At 40.5% G+C, this 21352-nt stretch carries 26 protein-coding genes; all 26 read left to right on the top strand.

The annotated features are described in order from the left end of the window. Positions 1 to 66: 66 nt before the first annotated feature. The 26 genes from GXZ17_RS01360 to hslV are packed head-to-tail and all read left to right on the top strand — an operon-like array spanning position 67 to position 21351. Positions 67 to 279 carry a hypothetical protein gene (locus tag GXZ17_RS01360; protein ID WP_409375494.1) on the top strand — a complete coding sequence of 71 codons (213 nt, stop codon included), beginning with the start codon at positions 67 to 69 and terminating at the stop codon, positions 277 to 279. Continuing rightward, entirely contained in the window at positions 267 to 440 is a 174-nt protein-coding gene (locus GXZ17_RS01355) for a hypothetical protein (RefSeq protein ID WP_409375493.1), read from the top strand. The genes GXZ17_RS01360 and GXZ17_RS01355 overlap by 13 nt, the downstream gene beginning before the upstream one ends. Before the next feature lie 50 nt (positions 441 to 490). After that, entirely contained in the window at positions 491 to 1348 is an 858-nt protein-coding gene (locus tag GXZ17_RS01350) for an NAD(+)/NADH kinase (RefSeq protein WP_409375492.1), read from the top strand. Beyond that, positions 1342 to 3012, top strand: coding sequence for a DNA repair protein RecN (gene recN, locus GXZ17_RS01345; protein WP_409375491.1), 1671 nt, complete (start codon positions 1342 to 1344; stop codon positions 3010 to 3012). The genes GXZ17_RS01350 and recN overlap by 7 nt, the downstream gene beginning before the upstream one ends. Beyond that, positions 2999 to 3703: a hypothetical protein gene (locus GXZ17_RS01340; RefSeq protein WP_409375490.1), complete on the top strand. Its 705-nt coding sequence runs from the start codon at positions 2999 to 3001 to the stop codon at positions 3701 to 3703. The genes recN and GXZ17_RS01340 overlap by 14 nt, the downstream gene beginning before the upstream one ends. Positions 3704 to 3717: 14 nt before the next feature. Then, a complete protein-coding gene (locus tag GXZ17_RS01335) occupies positions 3718 to 3930 on the top strand; it encodes a 4Fe-4S binding protein (RefSeq protein ID WP_409375489.1) in 213 nt (70 codons plus the stop codon). Between the two features lie 3 nt (positions 3931 to 3933). Further along, positions 3934 to 5001, top strand: a complete 1068-nt coding sequence (locus tag GXZ17_RS01330; protein WP_409375488.1) for a 3-methyl-2-oxobutanoate dehydrogenase subunit VorB — start codon at positions 3934 to 3936, stop codon at positions 4999 to 5001. Further along, the gene (locus GXZ17_RS01325; protein ID WP_409375487.1) at positions 4998 to 5753 is read left to right on the top strand and encodes a thiamine pyrophosphate-dependent enzyme; all 756 of its coding nucleotides are present in this window, start codon (positions 4998 to 5000) and stop codon (positions 5751 to 5753) included. Before GXZ17_RS01330 ends, GXZ17_RS01325 begins: the two co-directional genes overlap by 4 nt. Continuing rightward, on the top strand, positions 5743 to 6321 hold the full coding sequence (locus tag GXZ17_RS01320) for a 2-oxoacid:acceptor oxidoreductase family protein (RefSeq protein ID WP_409375486.1): 579 nt from the start codon (positions 5743 to 5745) through the stop codon (positions 6319 to 6321). Before GXZ17_RS01325 ends, GXZ17_RS01320 begins: the two co-directional genes overlap by 11 nt. Beyond that, complete coding sequence (locus GXZ17_RS01315) at positions 6296 to 6955, top strand: CBS and ACT domain-containing protein (protein ID WP_409375485.1); 660 nt, start codon at positions 6296 to 6298, stop codon at positions 6953 to 6955. The genes GXZ17_RS01320 and GXZ17_RS01315 overlap by 26 nt, the downstream gene beginning before the upstream one ends. 2 nt (positions 6956 to 6957) lie before the next feature. Then, positions 6958 to 7515, top strand: a complete 558-nt coding sequence (locus tag GXZ17_RS01310) for an NUDIX hydrolase (RefSeq protein WP_409375484.1) — start codon at positions 6958 to 6960, stop codon at positions 7513 to 7515. Beyond that, the gene (locus GXZ17_RS01305; RefSeq protein ID WP_409375505.1) at positions 7512 to 8693 is read left to right on the top strand and encodes a phosphopentomutase; all 1182 of its coding nucleotides are present in this window, start codon (positions 7512 to 7514) and stop codon (positions 8691 to 8693) included. The genes GXZ17_RS01310 and GXZ17_RS01305 overlap by 4 nt, the downstream gene beginning before the upstream one ends. Continuing rightward, entirely contained in the window at positions 8638 to 9465 is an 828-nt protein-coding gene (locus GXZ17_RS01300; protein WP_409375483.1) for a purine-nucleoside phosphorylase, read from the top strand. Before GXZ17_RS01305 ends, GXZ17_RS01300 begins: the two co-directional genes overlap by 56 nt. Further along, positions 9449 to 12055 carry a CBS domain-containing protein gene (locus tag GXZ17_RS01295; protein WP_409375482.1) on the top strand — a complete coding sequence of 869 codons (2607 nt, stop codon included), beginning with the start codon at positions 9449 to 9451 and terminating at the stop codon, positions 12053 to 12055. The genes GXZ17_RS01300 and GXZ17_RS01295 overlap by 17 nt, the downstream gene beginning before the upstream one ends. Beyond that, positions 12045 to 13046, top strand: coding sequence for a tryptophan--tRNA ligase (gene trpS, locus GXZ17_RS01290; protein ID WP_409375481.1), 1002 nt, complete (start codon positions 12045 to 12047; stop codon positions 13044 to 13046). Before GXZ17_RS01295 ends, trpS begins: the two co-directional genes overlap by 11 nt. After that, the gene (locus GXZ17_RS01285; RefSeq protein WP_409375480.1) at positions 13030 to 13638 is read left to right on the top strand and encodes a hypothetical protein; all 609 of its coding nucleotides are present in this window, start codon (positions 13030 to 13032) and stop codon (positions 13636 to 13638) included. The genes trpS and GXZ17_RS01285 overlap by 17 nt, the downstream gene beginning before the upstream one ends. Next, positions 13586 to 14149 carry an SMC-Scp complex subunit ScpB gene (scpB, locus tag GXZ17_RS01280; protein WP_409375479.1) on the top strand — a complete coding sequence of 188 codons (564 nt, stop codon included), beginning with the start codon at positions 13586 to 13588 and terminating at the stop codon, positions 14147 to 14149. Before GXZ17_RS01285 ends, scpB begins: the two co-directional genes overlap by 53 nt. After that, positions 14133 to 14861 carry a pseudouridine synthase gene (locus GXZ17_RS01275; RefSeq protein WP_409375478.1) on the top strand — a complete coding sequence of 243 codons (729 nt, stop codon included), beginning with the start codon at positions 14133 to 14135 and terminating at the stop codon, positions 14859 to 14861. The genes scpB and GXZ17_RS01275 overlap by 17 nt, the downstream gene beginning before the upstream one ends. After that, positions 14851 to 15372, top strand: a complete 522-nt coding sequence (locus tag GXZ17_RS01270; RefSeq protein WP_409375477.1) for a cob(I)yrinic acid a,c-diamide adenosyltransferase — start codon at positions 14851 to 14853, stop codon at positions 15370 to 15372. Before GXZ17_RS01275 ends, GXZ17_RS01270 begins: the two co-directional genes overlap by 11 nt. A gap of 1 nt (position 15373) precedes the next feature. Beyond that, the gene (gene aroH, locus GXZ17_RS01265; protein ID WP_409375476.1) at positions 15374 to 15757 is read left to right on the top strand and encodes a chorismate mutase; all 384 of its coding nucleotides are present in this window, start codon (positions 15374 to 15376) and stop codon (positions 15755 to 15757) included. Then, positions 15754 to 17076 (top strand): 3-phosphoshikimate 1-carboxyvinyltransferase, encoded by a 1323-nt coding sequence (gene aroA, locus GXZ17_RS01260; RefSeq protein ID WP_409375475.1) that lies wholly within the window; start codon positions 15754 to 15756, stop codon positions 17074 to 17076. Before aroH ends, aroA begins: the two co-directional genes overlap by 4 nt. After that, entirely contained in the window at positions 17073 to 17729 is a 657-nt protein-coding gene (gene cmk, locus GXZ17_RS01255; protein WP_409375474.1) for a (d)CMP kinase, read from the top strand. The genes aroA and cmk overlap by 4 nt, the downstream gene beginning before the upstream one ends. A gap of 1 nt (position 17730) precedes the next feature. Then, positions 17731 to 18663: a 4-hydroxy-3-methylbut-2-enyl diphosphate reductase gene (gene ispH / locus GXZ17_RS01250; protein ID WP_409375473.1), complete on the top strand. Its 933-nt coding sequence runs from the start codon at positions 17731 to 17733 to the stop codon at positions 18661 to 18663. Next, on the top strand, positions 18596 to 19927 hold the full coding sequence (der, locus tag GXZ17_RS01245) for a ribosome biogenesis GTPase Der (protein WP_409375472.1): 1332 nt from the start codon (positions 18596 to 18598) through the stop codon (positions 19925 to 19927). The genes ispH and der overlap by 68 nt, the downstream gene beginning before the upstream one ends. Next, positions 19908 to 20831 carry a site-specific tyrosine recombinase/integron integrase gene (gene xerA / locus GXZ17_RS01240; RefSeq protein ID WP_409375471.1) on the top strand — a complete coding sequence of 308 codons (924 nt, stop codon included), beginning with the start codon at positions 19908 to 19910 and terminating at the stop codon, positions 20829 to 20831. Before der ends, xerA begins: the two co-directional genes overlap by 20 nt. Beyond that, positions 20824 to 21351 carry an ATP-dependent protease subunit HslV gene (hslV, locus tag GXZ17_RS01235; protein WP_409375504.1) on the top strand — a complete coding sequence of 176 codons (528 nt, stop codon included), beginning with the start codon at positions 20824 to 20826 and terminating at the stop codon, positions 21349 to 21351. The genes xerA and hslV overlap by 8 nt, the downstream gene beginning before the upstream one ends. Position 21352: the final 1 nt, after the last annotated feature.

Raw genomic sequence — 21352 nt, 5'->3', positions numbered from 1 at the left:
TGAGGGATAATATTTTCCTTCGCTGCGGCAGTAGTGGTTACTATATCTGTTTCATCAGCTTGGATAATGACACCGAAGAAAAAGAATTATCTCTCTCGAGCTCAGATGGCAGAAAGAGAAGCAGCTTCTCTTTTAGAAAATAGTGGTTTTAAATTAGTAGGGGAGCAACCAGAAAGAGAATTTTTTATTCGGGTAAATGGTAAGAAAATTCCTTGTAAGATACGAGCAGATTATCTTGTGCGTCGAGGAAGAAGAGATATATATATGTGGCTGAAGTAAAAACCGGTGAATATTTGCGTTTTGATCATTCTCGGGTGAGGAGACAGTTGTTAGAGTGTTATCTGGTTTACCACCCTAAAGCGATTATACTGGTGAATGGAGAAAGTAATGAGTTATACCAGGTAGCTTTTCCTTTTAGTAGTGCTTCTACCTGGAGATGAGTGGTAATTTTCAGTAGCTTATTTTTTATTTTGGGTTTAATAATTGGACGATGGATAAAGTTTTAAGTACAGCACATATTTTCATTAAAAAGAAAAATCAGAAAGTGAGAGACAAGGCCCGAGAGCTGGACAATTTTCTCCAGTCTAGAGGGATAAATACCCTTATTGTGGAAGGAGAAACCCACATAGAAGAAAAGCCAGAAGTGGTATTCGTTTTAGGAGGAGATGGTACTTTCCTTTCTGCGAGCTGGCTTTATTCTCCTTTAGAGATTCCTCTTTTAGGTATTGATATGGGAGGATTGGGGTTTTTAGCCGAGGTAAGCGTGGAAAATATGTTTCAAGCAGCAGAAGAGGTGATAAAAGGAAAATTTGAGGTAGAAGAGCGGATGATGGCTCAATGTCGCATTGTCTATGGGGATGGAAGTTCTAATACCGATTTTGCTCTTAATGATGTGGTAATCTATAGAGGACCTTTTGCTCAGATGATCCGTCTTTCCACTTACATTGATGGAGAATTTTTGGCCTCCTTTCCCGCTGATGGATTAATTGTAGCTACCCCTACCGGCTCCAGTGCTTATTCTCTTTCTGCCGGTGGGCCAATACTTCATCCTATTCTCGAACTTTTGGTGGTAACTCCTATTTGCGCTCATACTCTATATGCCCGTTCAATAGTGGTAGCCCCTTCTTCTACTATTGAAATAGTTCTGGAATCAGAAAAGGAGGGAACCATGGTAACCCTGGATGGGCAACGAGGTTATTCTATACAAAAAGGAGAACATGTCACTGTCAATAAATCTCCCTTTTCGGTGCGTTTAATTCATGTGGAACCCAAAAGACCGTTTTATTCTCTATTACGCAGTAAGTTATCCTGGGGAATGGATATTCGAAAGCCAGTGGAGGAATGTTAAAAACTCTAAGAATCGAAAATTTTGTTATCGTCGATTATCAAGAAATAGACTTTGCACCCGGTTTTAATGTGGTTACCGGGGAAACTGGAGCGGGTAAATCTCTTCTGATCAATGCTTTTTCTTTTCTTCTAGGAGCTCGTCCTCGAGAAGAGTGGATAAGAAGAGAAAGTGATTTTGCCCGAGTGGAAGGATGGTTTGACATTTCTTTTTCTCCTTTTTTACAGGAAAGATTAAGAGAGGAAGGATGGAACGAGGAAATAAAGGGGGAGATGGTTCTTTCCCGAGAAGTAAATAGAGAGGGAAGAAGCAAAGCTCGTATCAACGGTAGAAGCGTCACCTTGACTACCTTAAAAGAGGTGGCTTCTCATCTTGTGGATATTTACGGACAAGGGGAAAACAATCGCTTTCTCACTCCCGAGAACAAATTAGCTATTTTAGATTCTTTTTTGGATGAAGAGGGACAACTTGGTCGGGAAAATTACCTGCATCTTAGAGAGGAAAGAAATGAAATAAAAAAGGAAATCCAGAAACTGAAAAGGGGGCAGGAAGTAGAATTAGAAGAAATAAAAGAAATGTTAGAAGAAATGGAAAGAATGGGTTTGACTCCCGAGAAAATTGAAGAAGTAGAAGAACAATTTCAAAGGCTTGTTAACTCTCAGAGGTACCGAGAAGTAGTGGAGGAGGTTATATCTCTTCTTTCTGGAAGTGAAGAAAAAGAAGGATTTTTATCTTCCTTGAGAAGGATAAGAAGGAGTTTAGAAGGGAAAAATGAATTAGCTCTTTTTCCTCCTTCTGTGGAAGAAACCCTTAAAAATGTAGAGTTAGAGTTACAAGAGGTGCTCTATCAAGTAGAAAAAGTCAAGGACTCTTTCGATTTACCCCCTTCAAAAGTGGAAGAATTGGAAAAAGAAATAGCAGAAATCGAAAGGTGGAAGAGGAAATATCATTGTCTAACCACTAAAGATTTAATCCATTTTATTGGGGAAAAAAAAGCAAAGCTTTCTCAACTACATCAGGAGCTGGAGGAATTAGAAGAATGGGAGAGGGAGTTAGAAATTAAAGAGAAAAACTTAATGGAAGCACGGGAGAAGCTTTTCCGTCATCGAGAAAAAGCAGCTAAAATATTCAAAGAAAAATTAGAGAAAGAATTAAAAGAACTTTCCTTTCCCAAAGTGGCTTTGGAGATAGAATTGGAAAAGAAAGAGGAAGACGACGAAGTCTCCTTCCTTATCTCTTTAAATCCAGGGGAACCTCTTTTCCCGGTGGAGCGGGTAGCTTCTGGTGGAGAACTATCCCGAATAATTTTAGCTATAAAATCTCTGACCAGAGAGGTGAGAGAAATTCCCATTTTAGTTTTTGATGAAATTGACCAGGGAGTAGGAGGCCAGACTGCTTTCTGGGTAGGAGATAAACTAAGAAAAATTGCCATCGGGCATCAAGTTATTTCCATCACTCATTTACCTCAAATTGCCTGTTTTGCCCATCATCACCTTAAAGTGGAAAAGCGAGGAGATGAGGAAAGCACCTGGGTGGAAGTTTTCTCTCTTTCCGCAGAAGAAAGAGTTAAAGAATTGGCTCGGATGATGGGAGACGAAGGTCGGGATGATTCAGCTCTTCAATACGCTGAAACTTTGATGAAAAGAGCTCAGAATGCAAATACTTAAAAACAGCAGTTTTTTATCTCAAGAGATGGAAGATAAAGAAATATTTGTTTTGGCCGGTCCTAATGGAGTAGGGAAAACGGAAATAGCTCTGAATCTAACTTCTTTTTTTCGCTCTTTGGGTCTGGATAGTTATCTCTTAGATCTGGATTTTACCAAAGCTGATTTTACTGCTCGAAGTGAACGATTTTTGAGCCAGGTTTCTATTTTACCCGGGGGAAAAGGAAAATACGCTGATACTCCTCTGTGGGATAAAGAAATTCCTGAAGTTCTTTCCCAAATAAATAAAACCCATCGCCTCGTTGTAGACTTAGGGGGAGACCTGAAAGGTATGAAATTGTGGCGGAGTTTGCAATCTTTCTGGAAGAATAAACAAGTTCACTTAACACTGGTGACCAACTTCTGTCGTCCTTTTTCGGAAGAAGAGTTTTACTTTGATTTTATGGAAAGGGCTAACACTACTTTAAATCTTGAGTTTCACTCTGTTATTTCCAATACTCACCTTATAGAATACACTGATGGAGAAATCTTAAAAATGGGGTGGCAAAAGGCTGGAGATTTTTCACAAAAAGAGAATCTACCCATTTTTTTTGTAAGTATCTGGGAAGATCTGATAGAAAATTTATCCTGGAATATTTTTGATAGTGCAGTGGTTGGCATTCAAAGATTTTTGCATCTACCATGGATGAAATAAAGGAGTAGATAGAAATGGCTAAAGCAAAAGTTATTATCAATCGAGAGTTTTGTAAAGGTTGCAGTTTGTGTGTTAATATCTGTCCTAAAAAAGTATTAACTATCGAGAATAATTTTAATTCTAAAGGTTACTATCCGGCTACAATGGTTGATGAAGAGAAGTGTACAGCCTGTGCTTTTTGCGCCCAGGTTTGTCCGGATGTGGCCATATCAATTTATAGGGAGTAAAAAATGGAAAGAATTTTAATGAAAGGTAATGAGGCATTAGCGGAAGCAGCTATTCAAGCTGGTTGCCGATTTTATTTTGGTTATCCCATTACTCCTCAAACCGAGATAAGTGAATATTTGTCCCGGCGTCTTCCGGAGGTGGGAGGGGTTTTCCTTCAAGCGGAAAGCGAGATAGCAGCCATAAACATGGTTTATGGAGCAGCGTCTACCGGGGTGCGGGTAATGACTTCTTCTTCCGGGCCAGGAATTAGTTTGAAACAGGAAGGAATCTCTTACCTGGCTTCTGCAGAACTACCCTGCGTGATAGTAAATATGAGCCGAGGAGGTCCGGGTTTAGGTAACATCCAGCCTGCTCAGAGCGATTATTTTCAAGCTACAAGAGGTGGGGGTCATGGAGATTACCGCACGTTAGTGCTTGCTCCTTCTTCGGTACAAGAACTGGTAAGCTTAACTCATCGGGCATTTTACCTGGCTGATAAATATCGCAACCCGGTAAAAATTCTGGGAGACGGTATGCTGGGACAAATGATGGAGCCAGTAACCTGGGAAGCAGTTGAGCTACCTTCTCTTCCTCCCAAAAATTGGGCAATAAAAGGGAAAAATGAGGGAGAACGAAAGTTTATCCTATGTATGGAATTAGACCCTCGAGAATTAGAAAATTTTAACCGCAAACTGGAAAGGAAATACCAGCAGATGGCAGAAGAAGATAGTGCCTGGGAAATATTTGGAGAAGAAGACAACCCTGACCTGCTCCTTGTAGGTTTTGGGACAGTAGCGCGCATCTTAAAAAGTGTGGTGAGAGAGGGGAAAAAAGAAGGATGGCGTCTTTCCCTCATTCGCCCCATCACTCTTTTTCCCTTTCCTTATAATGAAGTACAGGAAATGGCGCAGAAAGCGGGTAAAGTTCTCGTTGTAGAAATGAATTTGGGCCAGATGGTAGAGGATGTGAAATTGGGAGTGGAAGGGAAAGCCCCAGTGCATTTTTATGGTAGAGTAGGGGGTATGATACCTACAGTGGATGAAATTCTCCAGAAAATTGCTGATATTTTGAGAGGAGAGGGTCGAAAATGAGAACGATCTTTGAGAGACCTAAAACTCTGATTAATAAACCTTTTACCTATTGTCCAGGTTGTCATCATGGCCTGGCTCAGAGACTCATAGCTGAGGTTATAGATGAGCTGGATATTGCAGGAAAAACAATAGGAGTAGGGCCAGTAGGTTGCTCAGTGTATATTTACGAATTCTTTGACCTTGATTTTGTTATGGGGGCTCACGGTCGAGCTCCAGCAGTGGCTACTGGAATAAAAAGGTCTCTTCCTGACCGGATAGTTTTTTCCTATCAAGGAGATGGAGACATAGCCGCTATTGGCACAGCAGAAATAGTGCACTGTGCCAACCGGGGAGAACTTATTACCTCTTTTTTTATAAACAATGCAGTTTTTGGTATGACAGGAGGACAGATGGCTCCCACTACCTTACCCGGACAGAAAACCACCACTTCTCCTTTAGGAAGAAACACAGAAGTGCAGGGATTTCCCTTCAAGTTAGGAGAAATGTTAGCTCGGGCTGAGGGAAGCGCTTACATCGCTCGGGTAGCTCTTACTAACCCTCGGTTAATTGGTCAGGCTAAGCGGTGTATCAAAAAAGCTTTTCTCACTCAAATAGAAAAGAAAGGATTTGCACTGGTGGAAATTCTTTCTCCCTGTCCCACCAATTGGGGTATGACTCCTCCGGAGGCAGTGCAGTGGGTAGAGGAGAAAATGATACCTTATTTTCCCTTAGGAGAAATAAAAGTAAAGGAGGATAGCTCTCATGCATCATGAAATATTAATTGGAGGATTTGGAGGGCAGGGAATCCTCTTTTTGGGAAGAGTGCTGGCTACCGCTGGAATGATAGAAGGATATGAAGTAAGCTGGTTTCCTTCCTATGGTCCGGAAATGCGAGGAGGGACAGCCAGTTGTACGGTAATAATTTCTGAAGAGGAAATAGGAGCTACAGTGACTGACCATCCTGATATTTGTATAGTAATGAACGAACCTTCTTTTAATCGCTTTTCTCCCTTGGTTAAGGAAGGTGGACTTTTAGTAGTTAACTCTTCTTTAATTCGGGAAAATTGCTCTCGTCAAGATATCGATATTTTAGAGGTCCCAGCCAATGAACTGGCAGGAAAAGAGGTGGGAGTTGCTGAAACCACTAACATGGTAATACTGGGAGCACTGATAGCTCGCAAGCCGGTAGTGAGTTTTTCTGCAGCAGAGAAAGCTCTGGAAAAAATTTTAACCGGGAAAAAGGCAAATCTCTTATCGGTCAATTTTAAAGCTTTAGAAGTGGGAAAGAGCTTTGAAAAGAAAGGAGGGGTAGTAAGTGTTAGTAAAAGATCGGATGAATAGGGAGGTAGTGACTGTTCCTCCTTCTACTACTATTATAGAAGCTCAAAAAATCATGAAGGACAAAAATATTCGTCGTTTACCAGTGGTGGAAAAAGAGGAGTTGGTAGGTATTGTTACCTATAATGACCTTTTGGAGGCTTCCCCTTCTAAAGCCACTGCTTTAAGTCGATTTGAGATTACCTATCTTTTAAGCAAAATGAGTGTGGCAGAAATCATGACCAGGAAAGTGGTTTACGTAAAACCTGATACTCCTATTGAAGAAGCAGCTCTAATTATGAATAAAAACCAAATTGGCGGTTTACCGGTAGTAGAAGATGGTCGAGTAGTGGGGATAATTACTGAGTCGGATATTTTTGAAATTTTAGTAGAGACTCTGGGAGTCAGGGAAGGGGGAACTCGCTTGACTTTAGAGCTCCCTCAGAGACCGGGAGTTCTCCATGAAGTTACAGGAGTAATTAGAAAGTACGAAGTTAATATTCTCAGTTTAGCTACTTTTTACCAGCAACAGAAATCAGATTACCGTTATGTGGTTATGCGATTAGCTACCCGGGAACCAGAAAAAATCATTGGAGAGTTAAACCAAAATCCAGACGTCAATGTGTACCACGTATGGGTGACTCCAGAGGAGGAATAATATTGTTTTTTCCTTACTTAGAAAATGAAGATGGCTTTTCTTTACCTCAGGAAATAAGCAAAGAAGTGCTCTTAGAAACCGGAATTTTTAAGGTGGTTAAAAACACTTACCGGGAAAAAATGGAAAGGATTTTTATTGTTCATCCTGGAGCAGTAGCTATAAGTGCCACCACTCAGGATGACAAGCTTCTTTTAATTAAGCAATTTCGTGCTCCAGTTAAGGAGTGGTTATGGGAAATCCCTGCGGGAACTTTAGAAATAGATGAAGAACCACTCTTTTGTGCTCAACGGGAGCTGGAAGAGGAAACTGGTTTTGTCAGTAATAACTGGCAATATCTATTTCCCCTGGTTTTAGCTCCCGGTTACAGCAGTGAGATAATCCATTTCTTTAGGGCAAAAGATGCCTCACCAGTTGTTGAGGCCCGAGCCGGGGATGAAGATGAATTGATTTATTTTCGAGAGGTAAGCAGAAAAGAGGCTCAAGAAATGTTAGACCGACAAGAAATAAAAGATGCTAAGACGAGAATTGGTATTTATGAGTGGATGAAAGAAAAGGAATGAGAGTCCTTATTGCTCTTCTTGATGGGGTGGGGATAGGAGAATTGCCCGATGCTTCCTTTTATGGTGACGAAGGAAGTCATACTCTAAGAAATACTGCTCAAGCAGTAGGAGGACTTTATCTCCCTGCTCTGGAAAAATTAGGTTTAGGATGGATAGATGATATTCCGGGGGTGAAAAAAATAGAAAATCCCCTGGCTTTTACAGGGAAAATGAAAGAGAAATCACCGGGTAAAGATACTACCACTGGTCACTGGGAAATAGCCGGTATAATATTGGAAAAACCCTTTCCGGTGTATCCCCGAGGTTTTCCTCCCTCGGTTATAGAAAAGCTCGAGAGAGCCTGGGGTAGAAAAATACTGGGCAATAAACCTGCTTCAGGAACGGCGATTATTGAAGAATTAGGAGAAGAGCACTTAAAAACTGGTTACCCCATTGTTTATACTTCGGCTGATAGTGTTTTGCAGGTTGCAGCTCACGAGGAAGTTATTCCTCTTTCTGAGCTTTATAAAATGTGTCAAAAGGCAAGAGAAATAATGCAGGGAGAACATGCTGTAGCTCGAGTAATTGCTCGGCCTTTTGTGGGGCGTCCCGGTCAATTTAAAAGAACAGCTAATCGGCGGGATTTCTCTCTTCCTCCTCCTCAAGATACAATACTCGATGTCCTTGCCCGTTATGGTAAGAAAAACATTGGAGTAGGTAAGATCCAGGATATTTTTGCTGGAAGAGGATTAAGTGAGAATATAAAGATAGCTAACAATGAGGAGGGGTTTCGAGTTTTACGAGAATTGCAGAAGAGCAGAAAAGGAGACCTGGTGTGGGTTAATTTTAACGATTTTGACACTATTTTTGGTCATCGCAATAATCCCCGGGGGTTTGCTCAAGCTTTAGAAGACTGGGATAAAGAGTTAAGTTCTTTCCTCTCCTTTTTGCGAGAAGATGAGTTCCTGTTTATAACTGCCGACCACGGATGTGATCCTACTACTCCCAGTACTGACCACTCCCGAGAATATGTTCCCCTGTTAGTTTTTAACCCCTGTTATTCTCAGGGCGTGTCTTTAGGAATAAGAGAAACTTTTGCTGACGTTGCTGCCACTATAGCTCAGATGATGGAGGTGGAGTGGAATGGTCCGGGAACAAGCTTTGCTTTCCAGATATTATCCGGAAAAAACTCTCCTTAAGTTTCAAGAGATCATCTCCTCTTTTTCAAAAAAACCCCGATTGGCTATAATAGCTGGTTCTGGTTGGGGAGAAATAGTGGAGGGAGAGTTAATCAATGAATTTTCCTATTCTTCTTTAGGAATTCCTTTTTTTACCGAGGTAGAAGGACATGCTGGTAAACTCCGTTTATTAAAGAAAAACAATCTTACCTTTCTTCTTTTTAGCGGTCGACTTCATCTCTATCAGGGCTACTCGTTTTTTGAGGCAACTCTTCCCGTTCTTTTTTCTCGCCTGGCTGGAGTAGAAGCTATTGTTTTAACCAATTCAGCAGGAAGCCTTTCTTTTTCTCTCCCTCCCGGTAGCGTGGTTCTTATTGATGACCAAGTGGACCTTACTTTTTATCCCGACCCAATTTTGTTTTCTCCTCCCTTTTTTGACAAAGAAATTCAAGAAATTTTTAAAAAAGTAGGGAAAGAAGAAGGTATTACTCTTAACCAGGGAGTATATGTAGGGGTTTTAGGTCCTTCTTTTGAAACCCCGGCTGAAGTTCGGTTCTTATCCCGCTTTGGTGATATGGTGGGCATGTCTACAGTGAAAGAAGCAAAATTGGCTTCTCTTTTAGGTCTTAGAATAGGGGGAATTTCTTTAGTTACCAACTGGGGAGCAGGTATGAGCAGTTCTTTTCTTCACCACCAGGAAGTTCTACAGACCGCTGCTTCTCTTCAACCTCTTCTCCATAGATTATTTTCTTCTTTTTTAGAAGAATGGGGTAAAAATGCAAATCGTAGTTAGTCACGAAGGAACAGATTTCGATGCCTTAGCTTCCATGTTTGCGGTTACCAAGCTCTTTCCCGGAACCAAGATGGTTATCTGGGGAACAGCTAATCGCAACGTTCGTCATTTCCTCTCTCTCTATGGTAATTTTTTTCCAATTCTCAAAGAAAAAGAAGTGGACTGGGAAAAAGTAAATAAAATATACGTAGTTGATACTACTTATTGGGAGCGCTTGAGTAAAGCAGGAGAACTGATCAGGGATGGTAAAGTAGAAGTAGTCTTTTTTGACCATCATTCTGAAGGAGAAAATTCTGAAGGAGAAAAAAAGGAAGGGGTCGTCATAATTAAAGAATATGGTGCCTGCACTACTATCTTGGTGGAAAAAATAATGGAACAGAAAATAGCTCTTTCTCCACTTGAAGCTACTCTTCTGGCTTTGGGCATTTATGAAGATACTGGTTCTTTTACTTTTTCCACCACTCGAGCTGAAGATTTATCCGCTGCTTCTTTTCTCCTCCGACAGGGTGCTAAAGTGGGCTTTGTGAATCGTTTTACTGGCATTCAACTTACTCCGGAACAGAGGGAAACTCTTAAAAAGATGATTAATTTGCTCCACGTAGAGGAAATAGAAGGAATTCCCGTTCATTTTTGCCGGATGAAATTAACTGAGTATGTAGAAGGTATTTCTTTACTGGTCCATAAATTAATGGACTTAGAAGAGATTGAACTGCTTTTTGTCTTGATGGAGACAGAAAATAAAGTTTATGTCATTGCTCGTAGTCGTTTAGAAGAAGTGGACTTAGCGAAAATCCTGGGAAAGATGGGAGGAGGAGGCCATCATAGTGCCGCTTCTCTTACTGTCAAAGGAAAAAAAATAGAGGAAGTAGAAGAAATGATTCGAGAAGCTCTATCAGCCTCTCTTTCTTTTACCCGGGCAAAGGAAGTTATGTCCTGTCCGGTAAAAGTAATTTCTCCTTCTACTACCATTGGTGAGGCTCTTCTAATTCTCATGCGGTTTGGCTTTTCTGGATTACCGATAGTGGATGAAAATGGAAAATTAGTGGGTATGATTGCTCGACGAGATGTGGAAAAGGCCTTTCGTCATGGTTTACAAAACGCCCCGGTAAAGAGCTTTATGTCTTCCCAGCTTGTTACTGTGGATCCAGAAGATTCCATATTTAAAGTTCGTAATTTGATGGTAGAAAAAGATATTGGAAGAATACCGGTGGTAAGAGGAGATACTCTTTTAGGAATCATAACCCGAAGCGATCTTCTACGAGTTTTGCATCAGCGGGAAAATTCGGTGGTGCAAGAGCTTACTCGTCTTAACCTGGCTGAAAAGCTATATCTCCATTTCTCCCCTCTCGATTTAAAGCTTTTACACTTTATTGGTGATGAATCTAAAAGAGCGGGAGCAAAAGCATATTTAGTAGGGGGAGTAGTTAGAGACATAATTCTGGGGTTTCCTGGCTATGATTTAGATATAGTAGTGGAGGGAGATGCTATAGAATTAGCTCAAACCATATCCCGAAAGTTAGAGGGTAAAGTAGTTTCTTATCCTCCTTTCGGTACGGCTATTTTATTTCTGAAAGATGGAAGAAGAGTGGATTTTGCTTCTGCTCGTTCAGAATATTATGACTCTCCTGGAGCTCCTCCTCATGTAGAATACAGTAACTTGCGGCGAGACCTATTTCGCCGTGATTTTACCATCAATGCCATGGCTATTAGTATCGGGACAGATGATTGGGGAGATTTATTCGACTTCTTTGGGGGATTAAAAGATTTAGAAAATAAAACTTTGCGAGTGCTTCATCCTCTCAGTTTTGTCGAGGATCCCGCCCGTGCTATCCGTGCTGTTCGCTTTGAGCAGAAGTATGGCTTCGAAATAGAACCCTTTACCTTGAGTTTACTCAAACAAACGGTGAGAGAAGGGTTATTGAATAAAATTAAACCGGATCGGTTAAAGGAAGAAATTAATCTCATTTTACGTTTACCTGACTTTTATCGCTTGTTAGAGCGCTTATATCAATTGGATATGTTTCCCTATATCTTTCCGGGAAGCACCTGGAGAAGAGAGTTTGAACCCGTTTATCAAAGATTGGTGAAACTCTTAGACCGGTTTTCTTTTCTATCTTTGGATTACTTTCTGGCTAAACTTTCTCCTTTATGGGGAGAAATGGATCCCGCTTATTTAGGAGAACTGAAAGAAAGGTTAGCCCTTTCTAAAGCTTCTATCCGCAAAATTAGTACTTACTTAGATAAAAAAGAGGAATTAGAAGAAAAACTTCCTGATGAGACGTTACCTGATTCTCAAGCTTATCTCCTTCTACGCTCCCTGGGGGATGAATTTTTACTCCTCCTTGAGGCTAAATGGGGAGAGGATTCCCTCCCTGGAAAGAGAGTGGAGCAATATTTGAAAGAATGGAGAAAAATTACTCCCTATCTTACAGGAGAAGATTTAAGGAGAAAAGGAATTCCCGCTGGGCCGATTTATGCTAAAATTCTGGAAGAGTTGAAACTGGCAAGAATTGATGGCTTAGTTAAAAGCAGGGAAGAAGAGGAAATATTAGTAGAAAAAATCTGGAGGAATGAGGCGCATGAAAGATAAAGAAACCATTTTCAGCGGAATGAGACCTACTGGTAAAATGCATATTGGTCACTATTTTGGAGCACTGAAAAATTGGGTAGAACTGCAAGAAAAATACCATTGTATTTTTGGCATTACTGATTGGCATGCTTTAACTACTTCTTTTGAAGATACCGATCAACTAGAAAATAATATTATAGAAATGGCTGCTGATTGGTTGGCAGTGGGGATTGATCCAGAAAAGTGTGTTTTAATTCTTCAGTCCTGGGTTCCAGAACATGCCGAGCTTCACTTATTATTTTCTATGATTACCCCGGTGGGATGGCTAGAGAGAAATCCGGTCCTTAAAGAGCAACTTCAGGATATGGGTCTCAAAGAGGTAGTAGGGTATGGACACTTAGGCTACCCAGTACTCATGGCTTCTGATATTCTTATTTATAAAGCAGTCAAGGTACCGGTAGGTGAAGATCAAATCCCCCACATAGAAATTACTCGGGAAATAGCCCGTCGTTTCAACTATTTATACGGGGAAGTTTTTCCTGAGCCACAAGCTTTGCTTACTGAGGCCCCTCGCATTCTAGGTATAGATGGGAAAAAGATGAGCAAAAGTTTAAATAATTATATCGGGCTCTCTGAACCTCCGGAAGAAGTGAAAAAGAAAGTTCACTCCATGTTTACCGATCCAGAAAAAATACGTTTATCTGACCCCGGACATCCTGAGCGATGCAATGTATTTTCTCTTCACCGCCTTCTTACTAATCCCCGGGTTTTAGAGATAGAAAAAGATTGTCGGGAAGGGAAGTGGGGATGTGTGAGTTGTAAAGAGGAGTTGGGCGAATTGATGGTGGAATTTTTAGAAAAAGTGGTTCCTCACCGGGAAAAATATCAACAAGAAAAACATTTAGTTAAAGAGATTCTCTGGGAAGGAAGCAAAAAGGCTCGCCAATTAGCTCGAGCTACCTTGGAAGAAGCCAAAGATGCTATGAAATTGAAATATGATTTTAAATCCTGAATCTCAGTGGAAGAAACTTCTCCAAGAAACTCCTTTTCCTCAATGCATCGGAGTGTGGGAAGAAATTCTCACCTTTTTAGAAAATCAATTAGACGAAGCATTAGGAAAAGAGACTGAAGAAAAAGAAGAGGCTAATCTATTGCAAGAAAGAGAAGAAAGGTTTCTTCTCTTTACTCAGCTTCTTTCTAGCCTGGAGGAGCGAGAGGAAAACACTCTGAAAGCCCCTGAAAAACGATGGGAGGCTATTCAAAATAGAGAAGTTAAAGAGATAGAAAAATTAACTCTGGCAGAACTTTTATCTCTTTATGAGCTTTATTTAACTCCGGAAACTCCTCCTCCTGATGTATCACTGGACTCCCAGTTTCAAAAATTATTGGGTGAGAGAAAAATGGTAATTAAAAAAATGGTGAGAGAAAAAGAATTCCGGGATATGGATGAATTTTTCTATGATTGCCCAGATCGAAAAGCCACTATTGCCACTTTTTTAATCTTGCTGGATTTAGTTTTTAGAAAGGAACTGCAAATGAGAAGGGGAGAAGATGGCCGAATATATTTTGGAAAAACCTATCCTCCGGTTAAAGAACCTAATTGAAGCTTTACTTTTTTCTTCTCCCCATCCGGTATCCTGCTCGGAAATGGTAAGGCTAACTGAAGCAGACAAGAGAACTGTAATTCAAACTCTACAAGAACTTCAAGATGAATACGAAAAAAGAGAAGGGGCTCTTGCTATCCGGGAAATAAACGGAAAGTGGCAGATGATAGTCAAACCAGAGTATGGTCAAGAACTGAAAGAAAAGATGAAGGTAAGCAGCACTAAAACCATTTCTCGAAAGGCTCTGGAAACTCTGGCCATCATTTCTCTTTATCAGCCTCTTACTAAAACTCAAATCGACTTAAAAAGAGGGGTGGATTCAGCACAGACTATCCGTACTCTCTTAGAAAGAGGGTTGATAGCTATAGCAGGACGAAGCGACCTCCCGGGCAAGCCTTTCTTGTATAAAACTACTGATAAATTTTTAGAAGTATTTGGAATAAGAAGTGAAGAGGAATTGGAAAGGCTAAAGAATTTATTCTGGGAAAAGAAAAATGGAGAGACTAAATAAATTTTTAGCCCGGGCAGGAGTAGCCTCCCGTAGGAAGTGTGACCAATTAATAAAGGAAGGCAAAGTTACCATTAATGGCAGAATAACCACCAATCCAGCGGAGAGAGTAAGTGGAAAAGAGATAATAAAAGTAGAAAATAAAGTAGTAAAGAAAGAAGAATTGGTTTATATAGAACTATATAAACCGCGAGACTATCTTACTACTCTATATGATCCGCGAGGGCGGCGAACGGTTGCGGATCTTCTCTCCGGGGTAACTACCCGGGTTTTCCCGGTGGGAAGATTAGATAGTGAAAGTGAAGGATTATTGCTTTTCACAAACGATGGTGCCTTAAGCTATTTTCTTACTCATCCCCGGTTTGAAGTGGAAAAAAAATACCTGGTGTATGTAGAGGGAAAGATAGAAAAGAGAGGGCTCTCCATTTTAAAAAAAGGAATTACAGTTAAAGATATCCCTTACCGCATTCGGCGAGGTGAAATCAAAGAGATTTATTCTAACTGTAGCGTGGTAGAGGTCACCCTTTTGGAAGGAAAGAAGCATGAAATCCGGATAATGTTTGATTATCTGGGGCATCCCGTGTTAAGATTAATAAGGATAAGTATGGGTCCTTTGGTGTTGGACAAAAATATTCTTCCCGGGGAATGGCGTTTCCTCTCCGATGAAGAAGTCCAGCTTTTGCAGAAATATCAGGAGGAAAAACTTGGCAGATAAATCAGGGTTAATTCAGGTATATTTTGGAGAAGGAAAGGGTAAAACTACCGCTGCTTTGGGAACCACCTTGCGAGCAGCAGGTCAGGGAATGAAGGTTCTTCTTGTACAATTCTTTAAAAACAAGTTTACCGGGGAATTAGCATCTTTGCAACTTTTACCGGGAGTAGATGTTTACCGGTTTGGCAGTGGTGAATTCATACGTGGAGAAGTTTCCCCTGAAGATCAGAGAGAATTTTTTTTAGGCTGGCATATGGTGCGGGAAGCTCTGGAAAAAAAAGAATACGATGTGGTGATTTTAGATGAGTTACCTTACGCTTTCTATTATCATCTTTTAACCTGGGAGGAGTGCAGAGAAGCTTTAGAGCAAAAGAACCCCGAGGTGGAAGTAATCATAACGGGAAGAAAAGTACCGGAAGAGTTGATCACCATTGCTGACCTGGTTTCAGAAATAAAGCTGGTTAAACATCCCTTTAATAAGGGAATACCTGCTCGACGAGGATTTGAATATTGAAATGGAAAAGAAAGTTAGAGGAATAAGAGGAGCAACCGTAGTAGAAAAGGATGACAAGGAGGAAATTAAAAAAGCCGCTAAGGAACTGTTTGACCTCCTTTTGAGAGAAAATAATATCTCTCCTTCAGAAATAGTAGCAGTTTTTATCACCGCCACTCCTGATTTACATTCCACTTTTCCTGCTGAAGCTATTAGAGAAAGAGATGAGTTTCGCTACATCCCTTTTATTTGTGCTCAGGAAATGAGAGTAGAGGGGGCTTTGGAAAAATGTATTCGTTTCCTGGTTTTAGCCTATACCGATAAAGACCAAATTGATATCCATCACCTCTATCTGGGAAAAGCGTCTTCACTCAGGGAAGACCTGAGCCGGAGGGAAAATCTGTGAAAGAAGTTTTAATTCATCCCTTCTCTCAAAAAGTAGAAGGGGAAATTTGTGCCCCTCGAGATAAATCTTTAAGCCATAGAGCAGCTATGATAGGAGCTCTGAGTCAAGGAACGACGGTTATTGATGGTTTTTCTTTTTGTGCTGATTGTTTTTCTACTCTTTCAGGTCTTGAGCTATGGGGAGTGGAAATAATTAAGGAGGAAGAAAAAGAGAGGGTTACAATTAAAAGTGAAGGTTTAGGAAAACTTCAGGAACCGGAAGATGTTATTAATACTGGAAATTCAGGAACTACTATGCGGCTTTTAGCGGGTATAGCCACCGGGATAGAAGGACTTACCATATTTACTGGAGATGAGAGCCTTCGTCGACGCCCGATGAAGAGAATTATGGAACCTTTACGCTTAACCGGTGTAGAAGTGGGAGGAAGAAAAGGGGATTCCTTTCCTCCTTTTTTTGTGCGAGGTAAAAATAGGGTGAAAGCTTTTTCTTATCGTCTTCCTATACCCAGTGCTCAGGTCAAGTCGGCTTTAATTTTTGCTGCTCTCCGAGGAGAAGGAACCTCTTTTATTGAAGAACCCTTACCCTCTCGAGACCATACTGAAAATCTGCTCTGTTACTCAGGGGTTAAAATAGAAAAAAGAGGTGGGGTAATTGAGGTTAATCCTCCTTCTTCTCTCTCTGCTTCTTATTTATCACTTCCTGGCGATTTGTCTTCGGCCTCTTTTTTAATTGCTCTGACCACTCTTTTACCCCGGTCTCGCATTTTAATTAAAGATATAGGATTGAACCCTACTCGAGCAGGATTTTTGACCTGCCTTCGGCAAATGGGAGGAAATTTTAAGATAATTGGGAAAAGAGAAGAGTTTGGTGAACTCCGGGGAGATATAGAAGTAGAATCTTCTTCCTTACAAGGGGTAAAAATTGGAAAAGATTTAGTTCCTCTTTTGATTGACGAAATACCTATAATTGCAGTTTTAGCTGCTAAGGCACGAGGAACTACTATTATCTCTGGAGCAGAAGAACTGAGAGTAAAAGAGACTGACCGTCTCAAAGCCATAGCTCAAGGATTGAAAACATTAGGAGCGGAGGTAGAGGAAAGAGAAGACGGACTTTTGATTCAGGGACCTTGTGTTTTCCAGGGAGGAAGGGTTAATAGCTATGGAGACCATCGGATAGCCATGAGCTTAGTAGTGGCAGGAATAACGGGAGAAAGAGATTTAGTGGTGGAAGACATAGATTGTGTAAAAATAAGCTATCCTGGTTTCTTTTCTGACTTAGAAAAAATTGGTTACAAGGAGTGGGAGATAAGAGAAAGATGAAAAAATATATAGCCATAGACGGGCCTGCTGGAGCTGGAAAAAGCACAGTAGCTCAAAAATTGGCTCAAAGTTTAAAATATCTCTATCTCGATACCGGAGCGCTGTATCGAGCGATAACTCTTTATTTTTGGGAAAATAATATCCCATTGGAAGATTGTAAGATTCTTACATCTGTACTTTCTCGAATAAAACTGGAGGTTTCCTGGGAAGAAAAATTTCGGATATTTTTAAATGGTAGAGAAGTAACTGAAGATATTCGTCAACCTGAAGTGGATGCTCTGGTCTCTCCAGTAGCTAAAATAAAAGAGGTAAGAAATTATTTGTGTGTTGTGCAACGAGAAATCGCTCTTTCTCGTCCTTCTGTCACGGAAGGAAGGGATATTGGAACAGTAATATTACCTGATGCAGACCTGAAAATTTTCCTCACTGCTCGTCCTGAAATCCGAGCCTATCGCCGGTGGAAGGAAAGGAAAGATAAGGGGAATAATGTAGATTATAAAGTAGTTTTAAAGAATGTGCTGGAGCGAGATTTTATCGATTCTACCCGGGATGACGCTCCTCTGAAAAAAGCGGAAGATGCTATAGAAGTAGATACCTCTTTTTTGAGTGTAGATGAAGTAGTAGAAAAACTTTATAAACTGGTGGAAAACTAAAATGGAAGTATGGACAGCAAATAGGGTAGGCTTTTGCCCTGGGGTAAAGAGAGCTTTTGATTTAGCCCTTCGTGCTCTTTCCCGGGAAAAACCGGTATATTTTTTAGGAGAACTGGTTCATAATTCCCAGGCAGTCAAAATGCTGGAAGAGGAGGGAGGGATAATAGTTACTGACCCTGAAGATATACCTCCTTTTTCTTTAGTGGTTACTCGTTCTCATGGATTGGAGAAAAGAATTAAAGAATTTCTGGAGAGCCGCCAGGTAAAAATTATTGATACCACCTGCCCTCGAGTAAAGAAGGTGCAGATTTTAGCTCAAGAATTAGAAAAAAAAGGGTATAATCTGGTTATTTTAGGTAGCTCTAAACACCCTGAAGTAAGAGCTCTATTAAGCTTTATTTCTCAAAAAGCTCTGGTTCTGGAAAAAAAAGAAGAATGGGGAAAGTTGAGGAATTTTTCTCCTCAGGAAAAATTAGCAGTGGTGGAGCAAACCACCTTCCCCCGGGAAATAAAAGAGGAATTTACTCAGGAAATAAAAGAGGAATTTACTCACCTGAATCTCGAGGTTTTTGATACCTTGTGTGCCGAAACAGAGATGAGACAGAGAGATTTAGTAGAAAGTATCAAACTTCATAAAGTCAATAAAGTAGTGGTGGTGGGAGGAAAAAATAGTTCTAACACTAAAGCCTTATTTCTTACTGCCCGGAGATTAGGGATAGAATCTATCTGGGTAGAAAGAGTTGAGGAACTGGAAGAAGGGTATGGGGATAAAGAGGATAGAATACTAGTGGTAAGTGGAACTTCTACTCCTCATTTTTCGGTGGAGGATGTGGTAAAAAAATTAAAAGCAAGGGAAGCTTCCTTTTATGAAAGAAAAAGTGCCGATGGTAGCCATCATAGGGAAAACAAATGTGGGGAAATCCACTCTATTTAATCATCTTTCCCGGAAGAGAGTAGCTACAGTTGATTCTCACCCCGGAGTTACTCGGGATTTTTTGGAAAACATAGTAGATATAGAGGGAAAAAAAATAAAGCTGGTAGACACCGGGGGGTTAGAAATTTTAGTAGACTCTCAAAATGAGATGCAAAAGAAAATAGAAGAAAAAACCTGGGAGGTAATGGAGAAAGCCGATCTTCTTCTATGGGTATTAGACGGAAGGGAGAACCTTACCAGCATAGACTGGGAATTGGCTTCTCGCCTGCGAAGAATTAAGAGCCCGGTGATAATAGTAATTAATAAGAGAGAAGGGATGACCAGCGAAGCCCCGCCTGCTGAGTTTTTTTCCCTGGGTTTTGAACCTATTATACAAATTTCTGCTACTCACGGAGATGGTCTCAGACAACTTCGCGAAACAATTGCTGAGCTGATAGTAGGAAACACAGAAATTTGCTTTGATAGACACCGTATTCCGGTGGCTATTGTGGGGAAACCCAACGTAGGCAAATCTGCACTCTATAATTCTCTTTTAGGAAAAGAACGTTCCATTGTAAGCGATATTCCGGGTACCACTCGAGACGCGCTTTTATCCACTTTAGATACTAGCTTTGGTTACTACGAGCTGATGGATACTCCAGGATCAATAGCTCGATCTAAAATTAAAGAGAGAATTGATTTTTATGCTGCCTTGAGGACTGAGGAAAGCTTGCAGGATGCTGTTATTGCTCTCTTGGTGATTGATCCTATTCAAGGGATTACTCGCCAGGATAAAAGAATTGCTCAAAAAATAAAGGAAGATAAAAAAGGATGTTTGGTGTTTATTAATAAAAGCGATTTGGTTTTAAACCATCATTCTGAATGGCAAGTTAAAAAATTGGTAGAAGAAGTTCGCCGAGAGTTGAGTTTCTTGAATTATGCTTCCTTTCTGGTTGGATCTGCTTTTTCTCCTTCTGTCTCTTCGGATATTTTATCTGTCCTTGCTGGAATTGCCACTCGTTATTATCAGAGGATAAAAACTAGTTTCTTGAATGAAAAAATAAGAGAAAAAATAAATGAGGAAGGCTGGAAAGTGGGGGGCAGAACCTTCCGCACCTATTATATGCATCAAAAAGATATTGCTCCTCCGCGTTTTTATTTGTCGGTCAATTTTTCTGGCACAAAAAGAGAAGAAGAACTTCTAGTTAACCGCATAGAAAAATTAATCCGAAAGGAAGGAGATTGGGAGGGGGTGCCCATATCTATTGAACTCTCCCGCGAATGAAAAAATTATCCATATTTTTCTTGATTATCTTCAAAAAGAGAGAAGGTATTCTCCTCATACAGTAGATAATTATGGGAGAACACTGCGTCAATTCTCTAAATTTTTAGAGGAGAGAAATCTCACATTAGTTGAGGCTAAAACTCAGGACATAGCCGATTTTTTAGCCTATCTCAAAACTCATCATCAGCTCAAAAGGATTTCTCAAGCCAATCGTATTTCTGCTCTTCGTACTTTTTATCGCTTTCTTCGCCGCCGGGGTATGGTCGATTGTGACCCCACCGATGGATTGGGAAAACTCAATAAGGAAAAGAAACTGCCTAATTTTTTGACTGTAGGAGAAATGGAATTTTTACTCAATTACTTAAAACAAAAAGCGCGAGAAAAGTCGGATTTTCCTTCACTCAGGAACTGGGCATTTTTTGAGCTTCTCTACTCCAGCGGTTTGAGAGTTGGTGAGATAACTGAATTAAAAACCAAAGATCTTGACTTAACGAGTAAAATGGTAAAGGTGAAAGGAAAGGGAGGAAAGGAAAGATTGGTTCCTTTCAATGAAAGCACTCAAAAAGCTTTAAGAAAATATCTAAACCATCGCCCTTTTCCCCGGGAAGAATTGTTCTTGAACCAGAGAGGCGCTCCTTTAACTCCTCGAGGAGCACGAAAAATCTTAGAAACAATTGTAAAAGAGGCCGGGTTAGGTGGAAAAAGAATTTCTCCTCATGTTTTCCGTCACAGTTTTGCCACCCACTTTTTAGGAGGGGGAGCAGAGCTAAGGATGGTGCAGGAAGCCCTGGGTCATTCCAGTCTTTCCACCACTCAAATTTATACCCACTTGAATTGGGATAAAATGAAGAGGATTTATCAAGAAACTCATCCTCATGCTAAGAAGGTGAAAAATGATGATTAAGTCAACTACGGTGATTGCTGTTTTAAAGAATGGTAAGGCAGCCATGGCCTGTGATGGGCAGGTAACGATGAATGAAACCGTACTAAAAGGTGGAGCACGAAAAATTAGACGTATTTATCAAGATAGAGTCCTGGCTGGCTTTGCTGGTAGTGGAGCAGATGGACTAACTCTTCTTGAGCGCCTGGAAGAAAAACTTAATTACTATAGTGGTAATCTTCCCCGTGCTGCTATTGAGCTAGCCAAGAGCTGGAGAACTGATAAAGTTTTGAGACAATTAGATGCTCTTCTCTTAGCTATGGACAAAGAACATATTTTAATCATTTCTGGAAGAGGCGATGTGGTAGAACCTGATGAACCGGTAGCAGCCATTGGCTCGGGAGGGAATTTTGCTCTGGCAGCTGCTAAAGCACTCTGGAGAGAAACCGATAAAGAAGCCGAAGATATTGCTCGCATTTCTCTACAGATTGCTTCCGAAATTTGTATCTATACTAATAGCAATATGACTGTCGAGACTATTTAGC

This window comes from Candidatus Sordicultor fermentans (genome assembly GCF_012728195.1).
GTDB classification, from domain to species: domain Bacteria; phylum Atribacterota; class Atribacteria; order Atribacterales; family Caldatribacteriaceae; genus Sordicultor; species Sordicultor fermentans.
The sequence above is the reverse complement of the archived record's forward strand: the minus strand, read 5'-3'. Positions and strand labels throughout refer to the sequence as shown.

What these genes read in the sequence shown, in the direction of transcription:
- GXZ17_RS01360 (WP_409375494.1), top strand. Translation starts at nt 67, where the DNA reads ATGACACCGAAGAAAAAGAATTATCTCTCTCGAGCTCAGATGGCAGAA.
- GXZ17_RS01350 (WP_409375492.1), top strand. Translation starts at nt 491, where the DNA reads ATGGATAAAGTTTTAAGTACAGCACATATTTTCATTAAAAAGAAAAAT.
- recN (WP_409375491.1), top strand. Translation starts at nt 1,342, where the DNA reads ATGTTAAAAACTCTAAGAATCGAAAATTTTGTTATCGTCGATTATCAA.
- GXZ17_RS01340 (WP_409375490.1), top strand. Translation starts at nt 2,999, where the DNA reads ATGCAAATACTTAAAAACAGCAGTTTTTTATCTCAAGAGATGGAAGAT.
- GXZ17_RS01335 (WP_409375489.1), top strand. Translation starts at nt 3,718, where the DNA reads ATGGCTAAAGCAAAAGTTATTATCAATCGAGAGTTTTGTAAAGGTTGC.
- GXZ17_RS01330 (WP_409375488.1), top strand. Translation starts at nt 3,934, where the DNA reads ATGGAAAGAATTTTAATGAAAGGTAATGAGGCATTAGCGGAAGCAGCT.
- GXZ17_RS01325 (WP_409375487.1), top strand. Translation starts at nt 4,998, where the DNA reads ATGAGAACGATCTTTGAGAGACCTAAAACTCTGATTAATAAACCTTTT.
- GXZ17_RS01320 (WP_409375486.1), top strand. Translation starts at nt 5,743, where the DNA reads ATGCATCATGAAATATTAATTGGAGGATTTGGAGGGCAGGGAATCCTC.
- GXZ17_RS01305 (WP_409375505.1), top strand. Translation starts at nt 7,512, where the DNA reads ATGAGAGTCCTTATTGCTCTTCTTGATGGGGTGGGGATAGGAGAATTG.
- GXZ17_RS01300 (WP_409375483.1), top strand. Translation starts at nt 8,638, where the DNA reads ATGGTCCGGGAACAAGCTTTGCTTTCCAGATATTATCCGGAAAAAACT.
- GXZ17_RS01295 (WP_409375482.1), top strand. Translation starts at nt 9,449, where the DNA reads ATGCAAATCGTAGTTAGTCACGAAGGAACAGATTTCGATGCCTTAGCT.
- trpS (WP_409375481.1), top strand. Translation starts at nt 12,045, where the DNA reads ATGAAAGATAAAGAAACCATTTTCAGCGGAATGAGACCTACTGGTAAA.
- GXZ17_RS01285 (WP_409375480.1), top strand. Translation starts at nt 13,030, where the DNA reads ATGATTTTAAATCCTGAATCTCAGTGGAAGAAACTTCTCCAAGAAACT.
- scpB (WP_409375479.1), top strand. Translation starts at nt 13,586, where the DNA reads ATGGCCGAATATATTTTGGAAAAACCTATCCTCCGGTTAAAGAACCTA.
- GXZ17_RS01275 (WP_409375478.1), top strand. Translation starts at nt 14,133, where the DNA reads ATGGAGAGACTAAATAAATTTTTAGCCCGGGCAGGAGTAGCCTCCCGT.
- aroH (WP_409375476.1), top strand. Translation starts at nt 15,374, where the DNA reads ATGGAAAAGAAAGTTAGAGGAATAAGAGGAGCAACCGTAGTAGAAAAG.
- cmk (WP_409375474.1), top strand. Translation starts at nt 17,073, where the DNA reads ATGAAAAAATATATAGCCATAGACGGGCCTGCTGGAGCTGGAAAAAGC.
- ispH (WP_409375473.1), top strand. Translation starts at nt 17,731, where the DNA reads ATGGAAGTATGGACAGCAAATAGGGTAGGCTTTTGCCCTGGGGTAAAG.
- der (WP_409375472.1), top strand. Translation starts at nt 18,596, where the DNA reads ATGAAAGAAAAAGTGCCGATGGTAGCCATCATAGGGAAAACAAATGTG.
- hslV (WP_409375504.1), top strand. Translation starts at nt 20,824, where the DNA reads ATGATTAAGTCAACTACGGTGATTGCTGTTTTAAAGAATGGTAAGGCA.